The organism is Mesorhizobium sp. WSM4841 (assembly GCF_055811515.1).
The window spans coordinates 80,020-97,908 of sequence record NZ_JBVVQC010000014.1; the positions used below are offsets into that span (position 1 = coordinate 80,020).

At 63.6% G+C, this 17,889-nt stretch carries 19 protein-coding genes; 2 read left to right on the forward strand and 17 right to left on the reverse strand.

The window, feature by feature from the left end; all coding sequences use genetic code 11:
- Nucleotides 1-14: 14 nt before the first annotated feature.
- The 3 genes from AC0L14_RS18240 to AC0L14_RS18250 all read right to left on the reverse strand — a co-directional run bounded on the left by AC0L14_RS18240 (nucleotide 15) and on the right by AC0L14_RS18250 (nucleotide 2,186).
- Nucleotides 15-620: a helix-turn-helix transcriptional regulator gene (locus AC0L14_RS18240; RefSeq protein WP_473485843.1), complete on the reverse strand. Its 606-nt coding sequence runs from the start codon at nucleotides 618-620 to the stop codon at nucleotides 15-17.
- 177 nt (nucleotides 621-797) lie between these two features.
- Nucleotides 798-1,052 carry a hypothetical protein gene (locus tag AC0L14_RS18245; protein WP_133254785.1) on the reverse strand — a complete coding sequence of 85 codons (255 nt, stop codon included), beginning with the start codon at nucleotides 1,050-1,052 and terminating at the stop codon, nucleotides 798-800.
- Between the two features lie 153 nt (nucleotides 1,053-1,205).
- On the reverse strand, nucleotides 1,206-2,186 hold the full coding sequence (locus AC0L14_RS18250) for an ABC transporter permease (protein WP_473750260.1): 981 nt from the start codon (nucleotides 2,184-2,186) through the stop codon (nucleotides 1,206-1,208).
- A gap of 330 nt (nucleotides 2,187-2,516) precedes the next feature.
- On the opposite strand from AC0L14_RS18250, the gene AC0L14_RS18255 reads away from it, so the two are divergent.
- Entirely contained in the window at nucleotides 2,517-3,371 is an 855-nt protein-coding gene (locus AC0L14_RS18255) for a sugar phosphate isomerase/epimerase family protein (protein WP_473641246.1), read from the forward strand.
- A gap of 15 nt (nucleotides 3,372-3,386) precedes the next feature.
- On the opposite strand, the gene phnE (AC0L14_RS18260) is transcribed toward AC0L14_RS18255, so the two are convergent.
- The 11 genes from phnE (AC0L14_RS18260) to phnG form a co-directional block, all read right to left on the reverse strand.
- The gene (phnE, locus tag AC0L14_RS18260) at nucleotides 3,387-4,937 is read right to left on the reverse strand and encodes a phosphonate ABC transporter, permease protein PhnE (RefSeq protein WP_473750261.1); all 1,551 of its coding nucleotides are present in this window, start codon (nucleotides 4,935-4,937) and stop codon (nucleotides 3,387-3,389) included.
- 4 nt (nucleotides 4,938-4,941) lie between these two features.
- Nucleotides 4,942-5,916: a phosphonate ABC transporter, permease protein PhnE gene (phnE, locus tag AC0L14_RS18265; RefSeq protein WP_473750262.1), complete on the reverse strand. Its 975-nt coding sequence runs from the start codon at nucleotides 5,914-5,916 to the stop codon at nucleotides 4,942-4,944.
- A gap of 74 nt (nucleotides 5,917-5,990) precedes the next feature.
- The gene (gene phnD / locus AC0L14_RS18270) at nucleotides 5,991-6,899 is read right to left on the reverse strand and encodes a phosphonate ABC transporter substrate-binding protein (RefSeq protein ID WP_473750263.1); all 909 of its coding nucleotides are present in this window, start codon (nucleotides 6,897-6,899) and stop codon (nucleotides 5,991-5,993) included.
- 143 nt (nucleotides 6,900-7,042) lie between these two features.
- Nucleotides 7,043-7,915: a phosphonate ABC transporter ATP-binding protein gene (gene phnC / locus AC0L14_RS18275; RefSeq protein WP_473750264.1), complete on the reverse strand. Its 873-nt coding sequence runs from the start codon at nucleotides 7,913-7,915 to the stop codon at nucleotides 7,043-7,045.
- Nucleotides 7,916-8,130: 215 nt separating this feature from the next.
- Nucleotides 8,131-8,748 carry a DapH/DapD/GlmU-related protein gene (locus AC0L14_RS18280; RefSeq protein ID WP_473750265.1) on the reverse strand — a complete coding sequence of 206 codons (618 nt, stop codon included), beginning with the start codon at nucleotides 8,746-8,748 and terminating at the stop codon, nucleotides 8,131-8,133.
- Entirely contained in the window at nucleotides 8,745-9,452 is a 708-nt protein-coding gene (phnL, locus tag AC0L14_RS18285) for a phosphonate C-P lyase system protein PhnL (protein ID WP_473750266.1), read from the reverse strand. The genes AC0L14_RS18280 and phnL overlap by 4 nt, the downstream gene beginning before the upstream one ends.
- A 2-nt stretch (nucleotides 9,453-9,454) precedes the next feature.
- The gene (gene phnK, locus AC0L14_RS18290; RefSeq protein ID WP_473750267.1) at nucleotides 9,455-10,231 is read right to left on the reverse strand and encodes a phosphonate C-P lyase system protein PhnK; all 777 of its coding nucleotides are present in this window, start codon (nucleotides 10,229-10,231) and stop codon (nucleotides 9,455-9,457) included.
- Nucleotides 10,228-11,139, reverse strand: a complete 912-nt coding sequence (locus tag AC0L14_RS18295) for an alpha-D-ribose 1-methylphosphonate 5-phosphate C-P-lyase PhnJ (RefSeq protein WP_473750268.1) — start codon at nucleotides 11,137-11,139, stop codon at nucleotides 10,228-10,230. The genes phnK and AC0L14_RS18295 overlap by 4 nt, the downstream gene beginning before the upstream one ends.
- Nucleotides 11,136-12,248, reverse strand: a complete 1,113-nt coding sequence (locus tag AC0L14_RS18300) for a carbon-phosphorus lyase complex subunit (protein WP_473750269.1) — start codon at nucleotides 12,246-12,248, stop codon at nucleotides 11,136-11,138. Before AC0L14_RS18300 ends, AC0L14_RS18295 begins: the two co-directional genes overlap by 4 nt.
- Before the next feature lies 1 nt (nucleotide 12,249).
- The gene (gene phnH / locus AC0L14_RS18305; protein WP_473750270.1) at nucleotides 12,250-12,861 is read right to left on the reverse strand and encodes a phosphonate C-P lyase system protein PhnH; all 612 of its coding nucleotides are present in this window, start codon (nucleotides 12,859-12,861) and stop codon (nucleotides 12,250-12,252) included.
- Entirely contained in the window at nucleotides 12,861-13,325 is a 465-nt protein-coding gene (gene phnG / locus AC0L14_RS18310; protein WP_473750272.1) for a phosphonate C-P lyase system protein PhnG, read from the reverse strand. The genes phnH and phnG overlap by 1 nt, the downstream gene beginning before the upstream one ends.
- A 122-nt stretch (nucleotides 13,326-13,447) precedes the next feature.
- Between phnG and phnF the strand changes: the two genes are divergently transcribed.
- Nucleotides 13,448-14,197, forward strand: a complete 750-nt coding sequence (gene phnF / locus AC0L14_RS18315) for a phosphonate metabolism transcriptional regulator PhnF (RefSeq protein ID WP_473750273.1) — start codon at nucleotides 13,448-13,450, stop codon at nucleotides 14,195-14,197.
- A gap of 8 nt (nucleotides 14,198-14,205) precedes the next feature.
- On the opposite strand, the gene AC0L14_RS18320 is transcribed toward phnF, so the two are convergent.
- The 3 genes from AC0L14_RS18320 to AC0L14_RS18330 form a co-directional block, all read right to left on the reverse strand.
- The gene (locus tag AC0L14_RS18320; protein WP_473750274.1) at nucleotides 14,206-15,222 is read right to left on the reverse strand and encodes a zinc-binding alcohol dehydrogenase family protein; all 1,017 of its coding nucleotides are present in this window, start codon (nucleotides 15,220-15,222) and stop codon (nucleotides 14,206-14,208) included.
- A gap of 67 nt (nucleotides 15,223-15,289) precedes the next feature.
- Nucleotides 15,290-16,255, reverse strand: coding sequence for an ABC transporter permease (locus AC0L14_RS18325; RefSeq protein ID WP_292209161.1), 966 nt, complete (start codon nucleotides 16,253-16,255; stop codon nucleotides 15,290-15,292).
- Nucleotides 16,252-17,805, reverse strand: coding sequence for a sugar ABC transporter ATP-binding protein (locus AC0L14_RS18330; protein WP_473750275.1), 1,554 nt, complete (start codon nucleotides 17,803-17,805; stop codon nucleotides 16,252-16,254). The genes AC0L14_RS18325 and AC0L14_RS18330 overlap by 4 nt, the downstream gene beginning before the upstream one ends.
- Between the last annotated feature and the right edge of the window lie 84 nt (nucleotides 17,806-17,889).

Sequence of the window (17,889 nt, forward strand, 5' to 3'; positions counted from 1 at the left end):
GAGCTAGCTCCGCGCTACGCCCGGCGCGAAGCGGCCGGCCGGCTCGACATCTCGGGACGAGCAAGGCCGTTGCGAGCCTCCAAGGAGTTCGACGGCACCGGCGGCAGAAGCAACTCCTCGAGGAAATAGGCAGAGAGCGCCGCGCGGCCCGAGAGCTCAGCCTTGTGGTAGAGCGCAGTCGCTTGCTGGCGAATGGTCGCTTCGCTTGCTCCCCGGATTCGCGCGATCTCCTTGTGGCTGAAGCCCTTGAGCAGCAGGAGCCCGACCTCCTGCTCCGTCTGGGTGCAACCCCAAGCCGCAAACTGGCGCTGGATGGCGGCGCCGAGTTCCTGGAAATGGTCATCCAGGCCGGCCCGCCACTGCGTGTCGCGCTCACGGATTCGCGCAATCTCATCGCGCATGTCGAAGCTTTCCGCTTCCTGCTCCCGCAGGCGCGAGGACAGGAGCGCAACGCAGGCCGAGCAGCCTACGAGAAGTGCAATGCCCGCCGCTTCCGTCAACAGCTCGGTGAGGGTCACCACCTCATCCTCCCTCACCGCCTCCATGCCGAGCAGGAGGGCGAAGGCCCCCACCGCACCCGCAATCAGGATCTGCCGGCCGCGTCCCTTGGTCCAGTCCATAGTCTGTCTCCGAAGCTCGAGTAGCGGCTGCGCGCCCTTGGCTCGCCATGTCGCCGCCATTTTGCGCCTGCCAGCCGCAACGTGCAACAGATGGGCGAGGGCGTCAGTCACGTGATGAAGAAAAGGTCATCGGCGCCGAGCAACGCGATCCCGCCAGCGTGATCTCCACGCTCCCGGTCATGCCGCGTCGCCCCGGAACCCAAAATCATTATTCGTGTCGAGCGCGACGCCATCGAAGCGCGCCACCAAATCTGCGAGCGTAGGGAAATCGCCCTCTCCGGCCGTGGCGGAAAACCGGAAGGTGTTGGTTCCTTCTACGCCACCGCCCACGAGCAGGTCGTCCTGACAGCGGGCCGGCGTCAGCGGAAGTCCGTAATTGGCGGCGCAAAGCGGACATTTATCCAGCTTCCACCGAATGACTGCTCCCGGCAACCACGACCCTCAGCGTGGTCGCTTGGGATGTCGGCTCTCAGGAAGCGGCAATTCTGATCTCGATGCACGACATCGGGGCGCAAAGCTGTCATGCACGGCTCCGTTTGCGAGAGTCTGCTTCGGGTCAAAGCAGCTGCTCGCGTCAATCCTCCCCTACCGATCCTCAATAATCCGCAGATAAGCCGCCGTCACAAACAGCACGATCAGCCCGAACAGTATCCGCCGCGCGCCTTCTGGCATCTGCAGGATGGTGAGCAGCGTCGTCAGCACGGTGAGGATCAGCGCCCCGATGATGGTGCCGGTGTAGCCGCCGCGGCCGCCGAAGATCGAGGTTCCGCCGATCACGGCGGCTGCTACCGAGGGCAGCACCAGCGGCTCTGCCAGCGACAGCGACGGCGCCTTGATCAGGCCGATGTAGAGCAGCCCGGTAATCCCTGCGAGCACGCTCGAGATGACGTAGAGCGCGGTGATGACCTGCCAGTAGCGGACGCCGGACAGGCGTGCTGCCCCTTCATTGTCGCCGACCGCGTAAAGCAGGCGGCCGAACCCGGTGCGGTTCAAGGTGAAAACAATGAGGACGGCGATGGGCACGAACAACAGCAGCGCATTGGGCACGCCATAGGTCAGGCCGGTGCCGAGCCAGGCCAGGAAGGGCGGAATCTTGGCGCCCGAAGCGATGACGGTACGCTGATAGACCTGCAGGCAGCCGGTGCCGATCAGGCTGGTGCCGAGCGTCATGATCAGCGGGTGCACGCGAAACACGCCGACGCCGATGCCGATGACCAGGCCAATGAGCACCGCCGGCACAAGTGCGATGAGGATCGCCACCGCCGGGTCATGATTGACGACCTGCGTCGCCATGATGAAGGCGCTCATCGTCGCTACGGTTCCGACCGACAGATCGATGCCGCCGGTCAGCATGGTCATGGTCTGGCAGCCGGCCAGAATTGCCAGCGGGATGGCGAATTTGACGGTGTTGGCAAGCCACCGCTCGTTGACGATGCCGGGGCGCAGGATCTGCAGCACCAGCACCAGGATGACGAGCAGGATGATCAGGGGAATCAGCGGCCGGTCGGCCATGAAGCGCTTGAGGCGGCGGCCGAAGGGTACCGGTTGGATCGCGGTTGTGCTCATGACGTTGCTCGCGATTGGTTTTGCCCGATGTTGGTGCTGTTCCGGTTGGGGGAGGATGGCGTTCCACGGCGCCCCCCTCTGTCCTGCCGGTCGCCACGAGGGACAGGGCGATCGCATAGGAGCAAGTGCCCCCTCACCCGGATTGCCAACCGAATTGCAAGGGCAATTCGGGGGCAATCCGACCTCTCCCCGAGGGGAGAGGAGATCGCCGGCGCTGGCGTCTGCCTCTTCTCCCCAGCGGGGAGAAGGTGGCCGCGAAGCGGCCGGATAGGGGGCTTATGGCGAAGTCGGCGGAGGAGCCAGCCGTCCGTCAAATGGGGAGGGGCGTCGATGAAAATCGGCATGTGCATGTTCTTGTGGACGACGGCCGTGTCGAAGAGACACGAGCCACTGCTTAGGGATATCAAGGCGACCGGCTTCGATGGCGTCGAGATACCGATCTTCTCCGGCACGCCGGACGACTACAAGAAGCTCGGTGAACTGCTCGACCGCATCGGACTGGAGCGCACCGCCGTTTCGGCGATGGGCGATCCGGCGATGAATTTGATCTCGGCCGATGCCTCAACGCGCAAGGCCGGCATCGACTATATGAAATGGGCGATCGACTGCACACAAGCGCTTGGCGCCAAAACGCTGAGCGGCCCGCTGCATTCGACGCTCGGCGCCTTCTCCGGCAGTGGGCCGACGGCGGCGGAGAAGAAGCGCTCCGTTGCCTCGCAACGCGCCATCGGCGACCATGCCGGCAAGAAAAACGTCACCATCGGGCTGGAGGCGCTCAACCGCTTCGAATGCTATCTGCTCAACACGATGGACGATCTGTCGGAGCATGTCGACGCGATCGACCGGCCGCATATCAAGGCGATGTACGACACTTTCCACGCCAATATCGAGGAGGCCGACCCGATCGGCGCCTATACGCGCCACCGCAAAAATATCGTCCATATCCATATTTCGGAGAATAATCGCGGCGTGCCTGGGCGCGGTCACATTCCGTGGCAAGAGACGTTTTCGGCGATCCGCAAGAGCGGCTATGACGACTGGCTGACGATCGAGGCCTTCGGCCGCTCGCTGAAAGATTTGGCGGCGGCTACCAAGGTGTGGCGCGATTTTTCGGAAAGCCCGGAAGCCGTCTACCGCGACGGCTACAAGCACATCAAGAGCGGCTGGAAGAGGGCCGGAGCCTAGGACGCAGCCTTCCTCTCAGGCGATCTGAGCTGCCGCCGGACGGGCGGAAACGCGCCGCTCATCGTTGCTGTTTGCGACGGTCCCCATCAGCTTGCGGCGGAGATAGCTGGAGATGTTGTCGAAGATGAAGACGACGAGCAGAATCAGCAGAACCATGTAGAAAACATTGGCCCAGTTGGTGTTGGTGCGCATGGCCTCCCACAATTTCAGGCCGATGCCGCCGGCGCCGACAGCACCGATGATCGTCGCTGACCGGGTGTTCGATTCCCAGAAATAGAGGGATTGGCTGAGGAACACCGGCAGAACCTGGGGCAGCACGCCGTAGCGCTGCACCATTGCCGGCGTGGCGCCAACCGAGCGGATGCCCTCGCGCTGCTTGTCGTCGATGTTTTCCAGCGCCTCGGAATAGAGTTTGCCCAGGGTTCCGGTGTCGGTGAAGAAGATCGCCGACATGCCGGCCAGCGGCCCCGGACCGAAGCCGCGCGTGAAGAACAGCGCCCAGATCAGCATGTCGACCGAGCGCTGGAAATCGAAAAAGCGCTTTGTTAGCTGGTTGGCTATCCGGCTCGGCGTGACGTTGCGCGCAGCCAGGAAGGCGAGCGGAAAGGCGACGATCGAGGCCAGCACAGTGCCGACAAAAGCCATGACGATGGTTTGCAAAAGTTTCAGCCAGACGTCACCGTGCTGCCATTCGGCGTTGTTGAGGACGTTATCCCAGGCGAGCGCTGCGTTTGATCGCGACGGGTCGATGCGTGCCCCGGAAACGACCAGTGAAGCGACCTCGCCGAACGGCTTTCCCCAGAATGGCGAATTCGTGTCGAACACGAAATTGGCCCAGCCGAAGAAACGTCTCCAGGCGACCACTTCGTCACTTTGCACCTCAGCGCGGCCGAGAAATCCGAACGAGACATAGGCTGTCGAGCCTGGCCTGCGTTGCTCGATCCAGTCAGGCAGCGGTGTGCGCGGCGTGACGGAACTGTCCTTGGCGATGTCGAAGATGACGCTTTCGGCGCCGCGCGTCACTGTGACGAGGTTTGGCGTGATGGCGATCCGGCCATTGCCAAGAACGACGGTCGCCGCCACGACGGCGTTTTCGCGCACCGTTTCAGGCACAGCCGGAGCGGGTTGGTTTGACGGGGCGGTTGGGCTCTCGGCGGTTGGCGCGCCAGGCGCCATAAACGAATCCTGCGACGACTTGTTGGTCGCGTTTGCCGGTGCTGGTGCTGCGTCGACCCGGCGCTCGATCACACCCATCTGCTTGGCCACCCAGTCGGGATCTGGATTGGATCCCAGTTTGGAAAAGCGGGAGTAATCGATCGTCAGATAATTGTCCTTGAATTCGATGTCGGGCCGGATTTCGTAAGACACCCAGTCGGCGAGATACGCGCCGGCAAGGTTCCAGTTCGCCTTTTCAAGAACGCTGGCGATCGAGAAGAACCACGCGCAATAGAAGGTGTAGAGAATGCAAAGAAGGATGCCGATCGGGGCGGCGTAGCGCTTCCATAGGGAGCGCCGGAACGCATCCGGATGGCGAATGGCGATGTCGTTGATGGCATCGGCGTTCATTCGCTTACTCTCCGCGCCCATATGCGAACGCCTGCCGGCCGACAAGACGATGTCTCAGCCATGCCGAAAACTGGTCGACGGCGACAATCGTGCAGAACAGCAGGAAGACGATGGCGATGGTCTTGGCCTCATGGCCTCGGCCGATCGAAAGACGCAGCGATTCACCGATGCCGCCGGCGCCGACGGCGCCGAGAATGGTCGAAGCGCGCACATTGATCTCGAAGCGGAGCAGGAAATAGCTCATGAAGTTGGGCAGGACCTGGGGCACGATGCCGAACCACACCCGCTCCACCCAGTTGGCGCCAACGGCGCGCAGACCTTCTTCAGGCTTCATGTCGGCATTCTCGACCACTTCGAAGAACATTTTTCCGAGCGCGCCGACGGTATGGATGCTGACCGCAATGATCGCCGGAATGGGTCCAAGCGAGAAAATCGCGAGAAAGAAGCCGGCAATAACAATTTCCGGAAAGGCGCGGACGATTTCAAGGAAGCGACGCGTGGCGAAACGGAGCCAGCGGTTGGCCGTGATATTGCTCGCGGCGAGGAAGCAGAGCAGGAAACCGAATGTAGAGCCTACGAGCGTCGAAAACAGGGCGATGTTCAGCGTCTCGATCATCCGGTGGAAATATTCCGGAATGTAGATGCTTTGGGTCAGGTAGACCCGGCCTTCGGGGTAGTCGAACTTGAGGCTGCCATCGTCATAAGGGGACGGCAGGTCGAACAGCGCGCGCACCGGGTCGAACCAGTCGCGCGGCTTCAGCTCGGTGAAAAAGTCGGCGACGTAGGGAAGGCGGTCGAAGAACTTTCCGGCGTTGGTTTCGTTGGCGAACCAGAGCGAGCCAGAGAGTGCAAGAAATAGGAAAACCAGGCCTCCGATCGTGTAAAGGCGCCGGCGAGCGGCGAGGTCGCGCCAGTGCCGCTCGACGGTGGCTCCCTCCGGGGAAAGGGCAGGCGCGCGGTAAACGTCGGTCGCACTCATCGATAGATCCCCGGCCCCTGATGCGGCAACGCCGCCGGCGGCTCATGGCCCCGGCGGCGTTTTGGCAGCTTGCTTTACGAGCCGATCTTCGCCTTACGGGCGTCGATGATTGCCTGATAGAATTCCGGGGTAACCGGCGAATAGCCCTTGTAATCGCCGCCTTGTATCGCCGAGAAACAGGCCGGATCGGTTTCCGGAAGCTTGGTCAGGAAGTCGGTGATCTTCTGCTTGGCGCCGACGTCGATCAACGTACGCACGACCAGCGGGCCGTTCGGGATCAGCGGCGACTGCCACAATTCGACGAGGTCATCCATCTTGAGGACGCCCTTGTCTACCATCTTGCGCAGATTGCCCGAGCTGTAGCCGTCCTTGAAGTCGCCGACGCCGGAGGCCCAGGTGGTGCCGGCATCGAACGTACCCTTCAGGACTTCAAGGACAAGCTGTTCATGGCCGCCGCCGAAACCGGTCGACGCGAAATAGCTCTTCACGTCCATGCCGATGTCCTTGGGCAGTGAAGTGACCGGAATCAGGTAACCAGAAGTCGAATCGGGATCGGCGAAACCGAGTTTCTTGCCCTTCATGTCGGCGAGCGTCTTGATGCCGGAATCAGCACGGGCAACCATGACCGAATGGTAGCCGGTCGAACCGTCGGTCTGGACCGTCGTCAGGATCGGCTGAACCGCGTCCTTGTTTTCGAGATAGATCTTGGCGTAGCCGGAAGCGCCCAGTTCGGCAAAGTCAAGCGTGCCGCCGAGCAGGCCCTGGATGACGCCGTCGTAATCGGCGGCCGGGAACAGCGAAACTTTCTCGACGCCGAGGACTTCTTTGATGTGGTCGGCGAAGCACTGGTAATTGCGCAGACGGTCGGCTTCGTTCTCGCCGCCCAGAATGCCGACGCGGAACTCCTTCAGGTCCTGTGCCTGGACCGTGCCCACCGCCATGGCGAGGATGGAAACGGCACCGAAGATTATCTTTCTAAACATTTCGCGTCTCTCCTGTTGGTTCCGGCATCGCGCCGGCAGCGTTCGAATTTTGACAGCGCCCTTGACGCGGGCTGGCGATCCAGGTGCTCTTCGGTTGTCCATGACCTTTCGTATACCGGTATCCACTTTCCGGGATCATGGAACTAGTAGCCTGGAAATGCGGGCTCGAGCGGTCCGGTGGATGCGGCGATTTTTTGCTTGATGGTGACGCTGGTCGAGGTGATGGCCTCGGAGATTTCGCCGCCATTGCTGTCGGCGCCGTAGACCATGCGCACAGCCTCGCGGTTGAGCTCTTCGGGTGGGCCGTCGAACACGACCTTGCCCGCGGCCATGCCGATGATGCGGTTGCAATAGGTGCGCGCGGTATCCAGCGTGTGCAGATTGGTGACGACGGTGAGGCCCTCGCGCAGATTGATGTCCTGCAGCGAATCCATCACCACTTTGGCGTTGAGCGGGTCGAGCGAGGCGATCGGCTCGTCGGCGAGGATGACTTTCGGCTGCTGCATCATGGCGCGGGCAATCGCAACGCGCTGCTGCTGGCCGCCGGACAACGTGCCGGCCGGTTGCAGCGCCGTGCGGGCGATGTCGAGACGCTCGAGCGCCGCGATCGCCTCGGCCCGTTCCTCGCGGGAGAAGACACCGAGCAGATTGACAAGGGTCGAGCGGTGATTGAGCCGGCCGAGCAGGACATTGGTCAGCACGTCGAGACGCGGCACCAGGTTGAATTGCTGAAAGATCATGGCGCAATCGCGCTGCCAGCGCCTGAGCAGCGAACCGCGCAGGCTGGAGACTTCGGCGCCGTCAAAGAAAATCGAGCCCTGGCTGGGATCGATGAGGCGGTTGATCATGCGCAAAAGCGTCGACTTGCCGGCACCCGAGCGGCCGATGATGCCGACCATCTGACCGTGCGGGATCGAGATGTCGACATTGCTGACGGCGGTGTTCCTGCCAAACCGGCGGGTGACGCCGCGGATCTCGAGCGTGGCTGAGGTTGCTGGCGCTGAGGTTGCTGGCATAGAGCGGGTTCCAGTCCAGTCGCAGTTGAAGGTCTGTTAACCTTCGCTAGCGCAGCCGCGTGAAACCGCGGTGTCGGATTGATGTCAGTTTTGTTACCGTCCACAGGCTGAAGGAGGCGAGCCGGCGGCCGCGGTTCGATCGGTGAATGGTGAATGGTGAATGGTGACAAGACCGGCTTCCCAGCCGCCATTCACTATTGACCATTCACCATTCACTAGCTGCCGTATTTTTCCAGAAACGCTTCCGCCGAAAGCCCGCGAAAATCGTCGAGTGCGGCGCGCAGGCGGGCGTGGTCCCAATCCCACCAGGCAAGTGCCTGATAGCGTTCCGCCGTGCGGCGGTCGAAGCGTTCGCGGATCGGTTTGGCCGGCACGCCGCCGACGATGGTGTAGGGCGCGACGTCCTTCGACACCACGGCGCCGGCGCCGACCGTCGCACCATCGCCGACGCTGACGCCGGGCAGGATGGTCGAGCCGTGGCCAAGCCAGGTGTCGTGGCCGATGGTGGCCCGTTTGGCGCGGCGCTGCGCAAAGAATTCGCTCTCGTGCTCGGCGTCGTCCCAATAGTCAGAGGCGCGATAGGTGAAATGGTGCAGCGTCGGCCGCCAGGTCGGATGGTTGGTGGCGTTGATGCGCACACTGGCGGCGATGTTGGCGAATTTGCCGATCGTCGCGCACCAGGCGCTGCAGTCCTGCATCATGTAGGAATAGTCACCGAGCGTACTTTCCGAAAGCCGGCAGCGTTCGGCGATCTCGGTCCAGCGGCCGAGCGTCGAGTTGTCGACTTCCGCCGTTTCGTGGACCAGCGGCGTTTCCGACAGTTTTCTGGTCATGCGGCGATTTTCCCGGCGGCAAAAGCGGTCACGTCGATGACGCGGTCGGCCACTGCCTCGCGCACGTCGTGATCGTGGAAGATGCCAAGCAGGGCGACGCCGGCCGCCTTCTTGGCCGCGATCAGCGCAATCACCACGTCGCGGTTGCTGGCGTCGAGCGAGGCTGTCGGCTCGTCGAGCAGCAGGATCGGGTGCTCGGTGATGAAGCCGCGCGCGATGTTGACGCGCTGCTGCTCGCCGCCGGAAAAGGTCGCCGGCGGCAGCATCCAGAGCTTTTCCGGCAGGTTGAGCTGCGCCAGCAAGGCGCGCGCCTTGCTGCGCGCGACCTCACGGTCCTCGCCGCGCTCGACCAGCGGTTCGGCGACGACATCCAGCGCCGAGACGCGCGGCACTGTGCGCAGGAACTGGCTGACATAGCCGATCGTGAGGCGGCGCACGGCAAGCACGGTGCGTGGGCTGGCCGTCGCCAGATCGATGAGCCCGTCCTCGTGCTGGACGATGATCTGGCCTGCATCGACGGCATAGTTGCCGTAGAGCATCTTCAGGATCGAGCTCTTGCCGGCGCCGGAGGGGCCGCCGAGCACGGCGCATTCGCCGCTCCTGATCGAGAACGACACGCCGGCGACGACAGGCAGTCTGATGCCGTCGCGCAGATGCATGGTGAAGCTCTTGGCGACATCGGCGACGACGAGCGGGGTTGCCATGATCACACCTGCAGTATGGAAGAAACGAGAAGCTGGGTGTAGGGCGCGCGCGGGTCGTCGAGCACGCGGTCGGTTAGGCCGCTTTCGACGACGCGGCCGTCCTTCATCACCATCATGCGTTGCGACAGCAGACGCGCCACCGCAAGGTCGTGGGTGACGACGATGGCAGCCAGGCCGAGATCGGTGACCAGGCCGCGCAACAGGTCGAGCAGGCGCGCCTGCACGGAAACGTCGAGGCCGCCGGTCGGCTCGTCCATGAACACCAGCCGCGGCCCGGTGACGAGGTTGCGGGCGATCTGCAGGCGCTGGCGCATGCCGCCGGAAAAGGCCCGCGGTTCGTCGTCGATACGGTCCTCGTCGATCTCTACGCGCGACAGCCAGTCGACGGCGGTAGCGCGGATTTTGCCATAGTGGCGATCACCTACCGCCATCAGCCGCTCGCCGACATTGGCGCCGGCCGACACCGTCATGCGCAGCCCGTCGGCAGGGTTCTGGTGGACAAAACCCCAGTCGGTGCGCATCAGGAAGCGGCGCTCGGCCTCGCTCATGCGGTAAAGCTCGCGGAACTGGCCGTCGCGCATGCGATAGCTGGCTGTGCCGGAGCTCGGCAGCAATTTGGTCGACAGGCAGTTGAGCAGCGTCGTCTTGCCGGATCCGGATTCGCCGACCACTGCCAGCACCTCGCCCGGCCAAAGGTCGAAGCTGACGTTCTCGCAACCAATGCGCGAGCCGTAGAATTTTGACAGCGCTGAAACGCGCAGCAGCGGTTCGTCGCTCATTGCGCCGGCTCCGTTTTTTCCAGGGCAAGAGGGGTTTCAGGCGCGAGGTGGCCGCGATGGCCTTGCTCGCGCCGCTTCTCGCAATGGTCGGTATCGGAGCAGACGAACATGTGGCCACCATGGTCGTCGAGGATGACCTCGTCGAGATAGACGTTCTCGGCCGCGCACAGTGCGCAGGGCTGGTCGAAGGTCTGCACCTCGAACGGATGGTCCTCGAAGTCGAGGCTGACTACCTCGGTGAAAGGCGGCAGCGCGTAGATGCGCTTTTCGCGGCCAGCGCCAAACAGCTGCAGAGCCGGTGAACGGTGCATTTTCGGGTTATCGAACTTCGGCGTCGGCGACGGATCCATCACATAGCGACCCTCGACCTTGACCGGGTAGGCGTAGGTGGTGGCGATGCGGCCGTGCCTGGCGATGTCTTCGTAGAGTTTTACATGCATGAGGCCGTATTCCTCCAGCGCATGCATTTTCCGCGTTTCCGTCTCGCGCGGTTCGAGGAAGCGCAGCGGCTCGGGGATCGGCACCTGATAGACCAGCACCTGGCCCGATGTCAGCGGATGTTCGGGAATGCGGTGACGGGTCTGGATGATGGTCGCCTTGGCCGTCTCGGTGGTGACGGCGACATTGGCGACCTTCCTGAAGAAGGCGCGGATCGAGACGGCATTGGTGGTGTCGTCGGCGCCCTGGTCGATGACCTTCAGCACATCGTCGGGGCCGATGATCGAGGCGGTGACCTGGACGCCGCCGGTGCCCCAGCCATAGGGCATCGGCATTTCGCGCGAGGCGAACGGCACCTGATAACCGGGAATGGCGATGCCCTTGAGGATCGCGCGGCGGATCATCCGCTTGGTCTGCTCGTCGAGATAGGCGAAGTTGTAGGTGGCGATATCGGTCGGTTGTGCGGTCATTCCGCGGCCTCCCTTTTTTCTTCCATCTTGCCGCCGTTCTCGCGGGCGTCATGCTCGGCGCGCATGCGGCGCACCAGATCGAGCTCGGCCTGGAAGTCGACATAGTGCGGCAGCTTGAGGTGCTCGACGAAGCCGGTCGCCTGGACATTGTCGGAGTGCGAGATGACGAACTCCTCGTCCTGGGCCGCGGCGACGACGTCTTCGCCGAATTCGGTTGCACGAAGCGCGCGGTCGCATAGCGCCATGGCCATCGCCTTGCGCTCGCTCTGGCCGAAGACGAGGCCGTAGCCGCGGGTGAATTGCGGCGGCGCCTTGGCCGAGCCCTTGAACTGGTTGACCATCTGGCACTCGGTGACACGCGCAGAACCGAGCGGTACGGCGAATGGCAGCTCCGGCACGTCGAGTTCCAGCTCGACCTCGCCGATGCGAACCTCGCCGACGAACGGATGGTTGCGGGCATAGCCGCGCTGGGTGGAATAGCCGAGCGCCAGCAAAAAACCCTCGTCGCCGCGTGACAGCGCCTGCAGGCGGATGTCGCGCGCCATCGGAAATTCCAGCGGCTCGCGGGTGATGTCGCCGGGGATATGGTCCTGCGGCATGTCGCCATCAGGCTCGATCAGGCCTTCGCGGGCGAGGATGGCGGAGACGCGCGGCATGGCGTCCGCGTCGCTGGCACGCTGCAGCGGCTCGGCGACGTCGCCGCCGGCGGCGAGTTCGGGATCGAGCAGCCGGTGGGTGTAGTCGAAGGTCGGGCCGAGGACCTGGCCGCCAGGAAGATCCTTGTAGGTCGCCGACACGCGCCGCTCCACCAGCATCGCGCCGGTGTCGATCGCCCTGGTGTAGCCGAAGCGCGGCAGCGTGGTGCGATAGGCGCGAACCAGGAAGATCGCCTCGATCACGTCGCCGCGCGCCTGAACGATGGCCAGCGCCGCCAATTCGCGGTCGTAGAGCGAACCTTCGCTCATCACCCGGTCGACGCCGAGCGCCAGTTGCTCGACGATCTGGTCGAGGCGAAGCGCCGGCACCGAACGGTCGCCGCGGCGGCGGTCGGCGAGCAGGGCGTGGGCGTTGGCAATGGCCGCTTCACCGCCTTTTACCGCGACATACATATCACGCCTCCATCGTCTTGATGCGCGTCGTGCGCGGCAGGCAGGCAACGCCTTCCGGGGTGGCGAGGATAATGTCGACACCACGGGGAAAACGCTGGTTGTTCTGCTTCCACTGTTCGACGAAGTGGCGCGGCATTTGCGCCGGCGCGATTGTCGCGGTTCTTTCGATGCCGGGACCTTCGACCAGCAGAGGGGCGCCTGAAACGAGATCGCTCACCTGCAGAATCAGCGTCGTCGAGCGGTCGGGATAGTCCTGGGTGCCTTGCGAAAAGCCGTCGAGCGCCATCATCTCGGCCGGCGTGGCGATCAGCGCGAAATGCGCATCGGCTGGCGTGTTGGCCAGTGGCGCGCCGGTGTGGAAGCCGAGCCAGGATTTCACCGTCGCTGGGGCCTGCAAAACGAGGTCGAGCCAGAGCGGCGTGTCGTTGTCGCACAGTGCCAGCGCGATAGCACCCGCGGTGACCGACAGCGGCGCCGGCGGGCGGGCAAAGACCGGCAGGGGCTGCAGGGTGCCCGGCCGCGCCATCGCATCCATCACGGCGCGGAACACTGTCTGGGCGTCGAACACCGGATCGGCAAAGCCGCCCTCGATCGCTTGCGTTGCGATGTCCATCAGTCTTCTCCGCGTACCATGGTGAAGAAATCGACCTTCGTTGCCGCCGTCTCGGCGCGCCGCCGCTCGCGTCCGCTGGCCAGTGCGGCCTGCAGCGGTGCAATGAGTTTGGTCTCGATCTCGTTACGGCGGGTGGGATCTTGCCAGAGCGCGTCGGCGATCGCCGCCAGTTTTGCTTTCTGCTTGTCACGGCCGAGCGCGTAGCAGTGGCCGACCTGTCCGGATGCGAGCCGGACGGTGGCGCGGGTGACCGTCGCCTCGCCGACGTTGAACGGCGCGCCGCCGCCGCCGATGCGGCCACGCACGGTGACCAGGCCGGTTTCGGGTCCGCGCAGGAGTTCCGCTTGCGAAGGCAGGCCGGCTTCGTTCCAGAGGCGGACGATATCGTCGCCGGTCGATTGCGCCAGCGTCGCCATGATGGCCTTGCGCTCAAGCTGCTGATCGCGCGCTTCCTGTTCTCGCATGGCCGCCGTTCCTTCTCATTCGAATTTGTATAATGATGTAGACAATTATACAAATTATACCTATTCTCTAAAGCCTGTCCATGACGGATGGATGACACGGCGCAAAAGCTCGGGGCAAAGAGATGATCGGTCAGCAGATGGCCAGCAGCTTGGAGCGGCGCAGCGGCGTCTCGCTGTGGCGGCAGATCGCCGAGCAGATCATGCATTCGATCGCCGTCGGCGACTTTGCCGAGAATGCCGCGTTGCCACCGGAAGTTGCACTGGCCGAGCGCTATGGCGTCAACCGCCATACGGTGCGCAGCGCCATCGCCGCACTGGTGCAGGATGGCGTGCTCAGGGCCGAACAGGGGCGCGGGACTTTTGTGTTGTCGCGCAAGCGCCTGTCCTATCCGATCGGCGCGCGCACCCGGTTTTCGGAGGGCTTGCAAGGGCAGGCGTCGGAGCGTCGCAGCGTGCTGCTCGAATCGGCGGTCGAGCCGGCCAGCCGGCGCGTCGCCGAAGGGCTGGGGCTCGCCAAGGGTTCGACTGTCATACGCCTCGAGACACGCGGCGAAGCCGATGGGCAACCGGTCTCGCGTGCCACCGGCTGGTTTGATGCGGGACGCTTCGCCGGCATCGATGCCGCCATGGCCGAAACCGGATCGGTGACCGCCTCATTCCAGCGTTTCGGCATCGGTGACTATCTCAGGCAATCGACGGTGTTGTCGGCCCGCCACGCGGACGCCGCCGACCTTGCCGATCTCGATCTGCAGCCCGGCGCCATCGTGCTGGTTACGGTCGCAGTCAACGTTACCCCGGACGGCCAGCCGATCCAGTTCGCCGAAACGCGGTTCCCGGCTGAGCGGGTCGAGCTCAAGATATCGGCGCTTTAGGTCTGGTCTTATCCGACCTGGATGACGGCCTTGATCAGGCCGGATTTCTCATGCGCCCAGCGGGCGAGGTCGCGCGGTGTGTCGCCAAGCGTCGTGCGATGGGTGACGAGCTTTGCCAGCGGTACAGCACCATCGCGGATCGAAGCGGCGACATGATCGAAGTCGACGCGCAGCGCGTTGCGGCTGCCGATGAGCGTCATCTCGCGCTTGTGGAATTCAGGATCGGAAAAGATGATGTCGTCCTTGACGACGCTGACCAGGACCAGCGTCCCGCCATGCGCGACATGGGCGAAGGCCGACTGGACGGACTTGGTGTTGCCGGTGGCATCGAAAATCACGCCAAAACCTTCGCCGCCGGTCGCCTTGCGCACCAGATCGGTCGCAGACTGCCGCGAACCGTCGAGGGTGGCGAAGCCGAGTTCGCTTGCGGCGAAGCCCAGCCTTTCCGCGCTCATGTCGAGCAGCGTCACGTCGAGACCGGCGATACGGGCAAATAGCGCCGTGCCGAGGCCGATCGGCCCTGCGCCGATGACCAGCGTGCGCGCGCCGGGATCAGCCAGCGAGCGGCGCACGGCGTGCGCCCCGATCGCCAGGAATTCGACGGCGGCGGCATCGGCCAGCGACAGGCCTTCTGCCGGATAGAGATTTTGCGCCGGCACCAGGATCCGTTCGCACATGGCGCCGTCGCGGTGGACGCCGAGCACTTCGATCCTGACGCAGCAATTCGGCTTGCCCTGGCGGCAGGCGATGCATTTGCCGCAAGCGAGATAGGGGTTGATGATCACCGGTTCGCCGACGGCCAGATCGACGCCTTCGCCGGCCTCGATCACAGTGCCGGAAACCTCGTGGCCCATGATACGGGGATAGGCGAGGAACGGATGCTTGCCCTCGAAGATGTGATAGTCGGTGCCGCAGATGCCGACATGACTGACCGCGACCAATGCCCAGCCAGAGGGCGGAGTGCCTGGCGCCGGGCGGTCTTCCACAACAAGCTCACCGGGCGAACGGCAGACGACGGCTTTCATGTTTTGATCCAGTCGGTTCATGGCACCGCCGGCCCCGTTAGCGCCGGCCAGCGGTTGTTAAAATGGTCTACTTGCCGCGGCGGCGCAGGCCGTCGAAATAGACGATGACGATGATCAGCACGCCGGTAATGATGCGCTGCCAGAAGGCATTGACGTTCAAGAGATTGGCGCCGTTGTTGATGGTGGCGAGGATGAAAGCGCCGAGCAGCGGTCCGTGCACCGAGCCGACGGCGCCGAACAGCGAGGTGCCGCCGATCACTGACGAGGCGATCGCCTGCAACTCCCAGCCCTCGGCCTGCGTCGGATTGCCGATGCCGATGCGCGAGGCAAGCAGCACGCCGACAAAAGCCGCGCACAGGCCAGACAGCGTATAGGCCATGTAGATGGTACGCTGGACGTTGACGCCGGAAAGCCGCGATGCCTCGGCGTTGGAGCCGACCGAGAACAGATACCGGCCCCAGCGGCTGTGATGCAGGAAGATGTAGGCCGGGATACCGACGAGGATCACCATCCAGAACAGATTGGGGATGCCGGCGAAGGAACTGCGCGAAAATGTCTGGAAGGCATCGTTGTTGATCGAGATAGAGTTGCCGTTGGTCATCAAGAGGCCGATGCCGCGCAGCGAGGTCAGTGTCGCCAGCGTGATGATGAAGGGTGGCAGGCCCATCTTTACGATGCCGAAGCCGTGGAACAGGCCGATGGCGACGCCGACCAGCAAGGTGATCAGGATGGCGAGGAAAATCGGCACGCCGGCGTTGATCAGCATCGCCGCGATGACGGTGGCGAAGCCGACCACGGCGCCGACGGAAAGATCGATGCCGCCGGTGATGATGACGAAGGTCTGGCCAACCGCCAGGATGGCGATCATCGAACCTTGCCGCAGCAGGTTCGAGATGTTGTTGGCGGAGGCGAAGCTCGGCGTCGCCACCGACAGGATGACCCACAACAATACCAGCAGCGCCAGCAGCGTCAGCCCGAACAGGGCGTTGTAGTTGCGTTTCGGCCTTTCGGCCGGGATCGCCTCGGTGCTCATATCTGTCCTCCCGGTTTTTCTTGTTTCTCGGCCAGCGCCTGGGTGAGGATCTCCTCATGGTCGGCAGTGTGGAAACCATGAGTGGCCACCAGTTTGCCGCGCCGGAACACATGCAGCGTGTCGGCCAGTTCATAGACCTCGGGCAGATAGGACGAGATAAGGATGATGCCGGCGCCCTTGGACAACAGTTCGCCGAACAGGCGGTAGATCTCGGCCTTGGTGCCGACATCGACGCCAACTGTCGGCTCGTCGAATATGAACAGCTTGGCGCCGTGCGCCAGCCATTTGCCGATGACGATCTTCTGCTGGTTGCCGCCGGACAGGCTGGAGGCGAGTGCGTTGCGCGTCGGCGTCTTGATCCTGAGATTGGCGATCTGGCGATCCGCCTCGGCCTTCTCCTGTGCGCTGGAGATCAGCAGATTGCTGGAGATGCGCTTGTAGATCGGCAGATTGAGATTGAGGCCGACCGGCAGGTTGAGGCAGAGGCCCTGGTCACGGCGGCTTTCCGGCGCCAGCGCCATGCCGAGCCTGATAGCGTCATGCTCGGAGTTGACCTGAACCGCCTTGCCCTCCCAGAGGATCTGGCCGGCCGACTTGCGGTGACGGCCGTAGAGCGTGGTGACGAACTCGCTGCGCCCGGCGCCGATCAGGCCGTAGAGCCCGACGATTTCTCCGGCACGGACCGACATCGAGACATTTTCGAAGCCCTTGCCGGAGAGATTTCTGGCTTCGAGGAGCGTCGCGCCCGGGGTAAAATGCTCCTTGTGATAGACTTGCTCGATCGAGCGGTTGATCATCATCTTGACCAGTTCGGCGTCGTTGGTCTCGGCGATGTTCCTGGTGCCGACAAGCGTGCCGTCGCGCAGCACCGAGACGCGGTCGGCGAGCTCGAACACCTCTTCCATGCGGTGGCTGATATAGATGATGGTGACGCCTTCGCCCTTCAGCCGGCGGATCAGCGTGAACAGCTGGTCGGCTTCCTTGCGGGTGAGATAGGCAGTCGGTTCGTCGAAGATCAGGAACTTGGTGCCGCGCACGGTGGCACGGGCGGCGGCGATCAGCTGCTGCTGGCCTATGGTCAGGTCACCCAGCACGACATGCGCCGGCAGATCGAAGCCGAGATCGTCGATGATCTTCTGCGCTTCCCTGACCATGGCCCGCTGCTGCAGGATGCCGAAGCGGGAATCTTCCTCGCCGAGGAACATGTTGGCCGCGACAGTGAGATGGCGGCACAGAACGACCTCCTGATGCACGGCATTGATGCCGAGCGCCATCGCCTCATGCGGCGTCGCCAGCGCTGCCGGCTTGCCCTCCCAGATGACGTCGCCGGAGGTGCGCGGCATGACGCCGGTCAAAAGCTTGATCAGGGTGGATTTGCCGGCACCGTTCTCGCCGACGATGGCGTGGATTTCACCGGATTTGAAGGCAAGGTTAACCGGCTTCAGCGCGTGCGTGCCGGGATACTGCTTTTCCAGTCCCTTGAGTTCGAGGATCGTCCTGCCCGGTTCCAGCGTTGGGGCCGGATGCAGTTCCTGCGCCGTCGTCGTCATGACAATCCTCCCAGATCGGCCTCACGAGTGGCACGAGTGTAGGTCGTTTCCGGGGCAAAAAGCCCCGGAAACGGTGCGCCAATG

Excerpts from the sequence above, each read along its gene's own strand:
- AC0L14_RS18240 (WP_473485843.1), bottom strand. The coding sequence starts at position 620 with ATGGACTGGACCAAGGGACGCGGCCGGCAGATCCTGATTGCGGGTGCG.
- AC0L14_RS18250 (WP_473750260.1), bottom strand. The coding sequence starts at position 2,186 with ATGAGCACAACCGCGATCCAACCGGTACCCTTCGGCCGCCGCCTCAAG.
- AC0L14_RS18255 (WP_473641246.1), top strand. The coding sequence starts at position 2,517 with ATGAAAATCGGCATGTGCATGTTCTTGTGGACGACGGCCGTGTCGAAG.
- phnE (WP_473750261.1), bottom strand. The coding sequence starts at position 4,937 with ATGAACGCCGATGCCATCAACGACATCGCCATTCGCCATCCGGATGCG.
- phnE (WP_473750262.1), bottom strand. The coding sequence starts at position 5,916 with ATGAGTGCGACCGACGTTTACCGCGCGCCTGCCCTTTCCCCGGAGGGA.
- phnD (WP_473750263.1), bottom strand. The coding sequence starts at position 6,899 with ATGTTTAGAAAGATAATCTTCGGTGCCGTTTCCATCCTCGCCATGGCG.
- phnC (WP_473750264.1), bottom strand. The coding sequence starts at position 7,915 with ATGCCAGCAACCTCAGCGCCAGCAACCTCAGCCACGCTCGAGATCCGC.
- AC0L14_RS18280 (WP_473750265.1), bottom strand. The coding sequence starts at position 8,748 with ATGACCAGAAAACTGTCGGAAACGCCGCTGGTCCACGAAACGGCGGAA.
- phnL (WP_473750266.1), bottom strand. The coding sequence starts at position 9,452 with ATGGCAACCCCGCTCGTCGTCGCCGATGTCGCCAAGAGCTTCACCATG.
- phnK (WP_473750267.1), bottom strand. The coding sequence starts at position 10,231 with ATGAGCGACGAACCGCTGCTGCGCGTTTCAGCGCTGTCAAAATTCTAC.
- AC0L14_RS18295 (WP_473750268.1), bottom strand. The coding sequence starts at position 11,139 with ATGACCGCACAACCGACCGATATCGCCACCTACAACTTCGCCTATCTC.
- AC0L14_RS18300 (WP_473750269.1), bottom strand. The coding sequence starts at position 12,248 with ATGTATGTCGCGGTAAAAGGCGGTGAAGCGGCCATTGCCAACGCCCAC.
- phnH (WP_473750270.1), bottom strand. The coding sequence starts at position 12,861 with ATGGACATCGCAACGCAAGCGATCGAGGGCGGCTTTGCCGATCCGGTG.
- phnG (WP_473750272.1), bottom strand. The coding sequence starts at position 13,325 with ATGCGAGAACAGGAAGCGCGCGATCAGCAGCTTGAGCGCAAGGCCATC.
- phnF (WP_473750273.1), top strand. The coding sequence starts at position 13,448 with ATGATCGGTCAGCAGATGGCCAGCAGCTTGGAGCGGCGCAGCGGCGTC.
- AC0L14_RS18320 (WP_473750274.1), bottom strand. The coding sequence starts at position 15,222 with ATGAAAGCCGTCGTCTGCCGTTCGCCCGGTGAGCTTGTTGTGGAAGAC.
- AC0L14_RS18325 (WP_292209161.1), bottom strand. The coding sequence starts at position 16,255 with ATGAGCACCGAGGCGATCCCGGCCGAAAGGCCGAAACGCAACTACAAC.
- AC0L14_RS18330 (WP_473750275.1), bottom strand. The coding sequence starts at position 17,805 with ATGACGACGACGGCGCAGGAACTGCATCCGGCCCCAACGCTGGAACCG.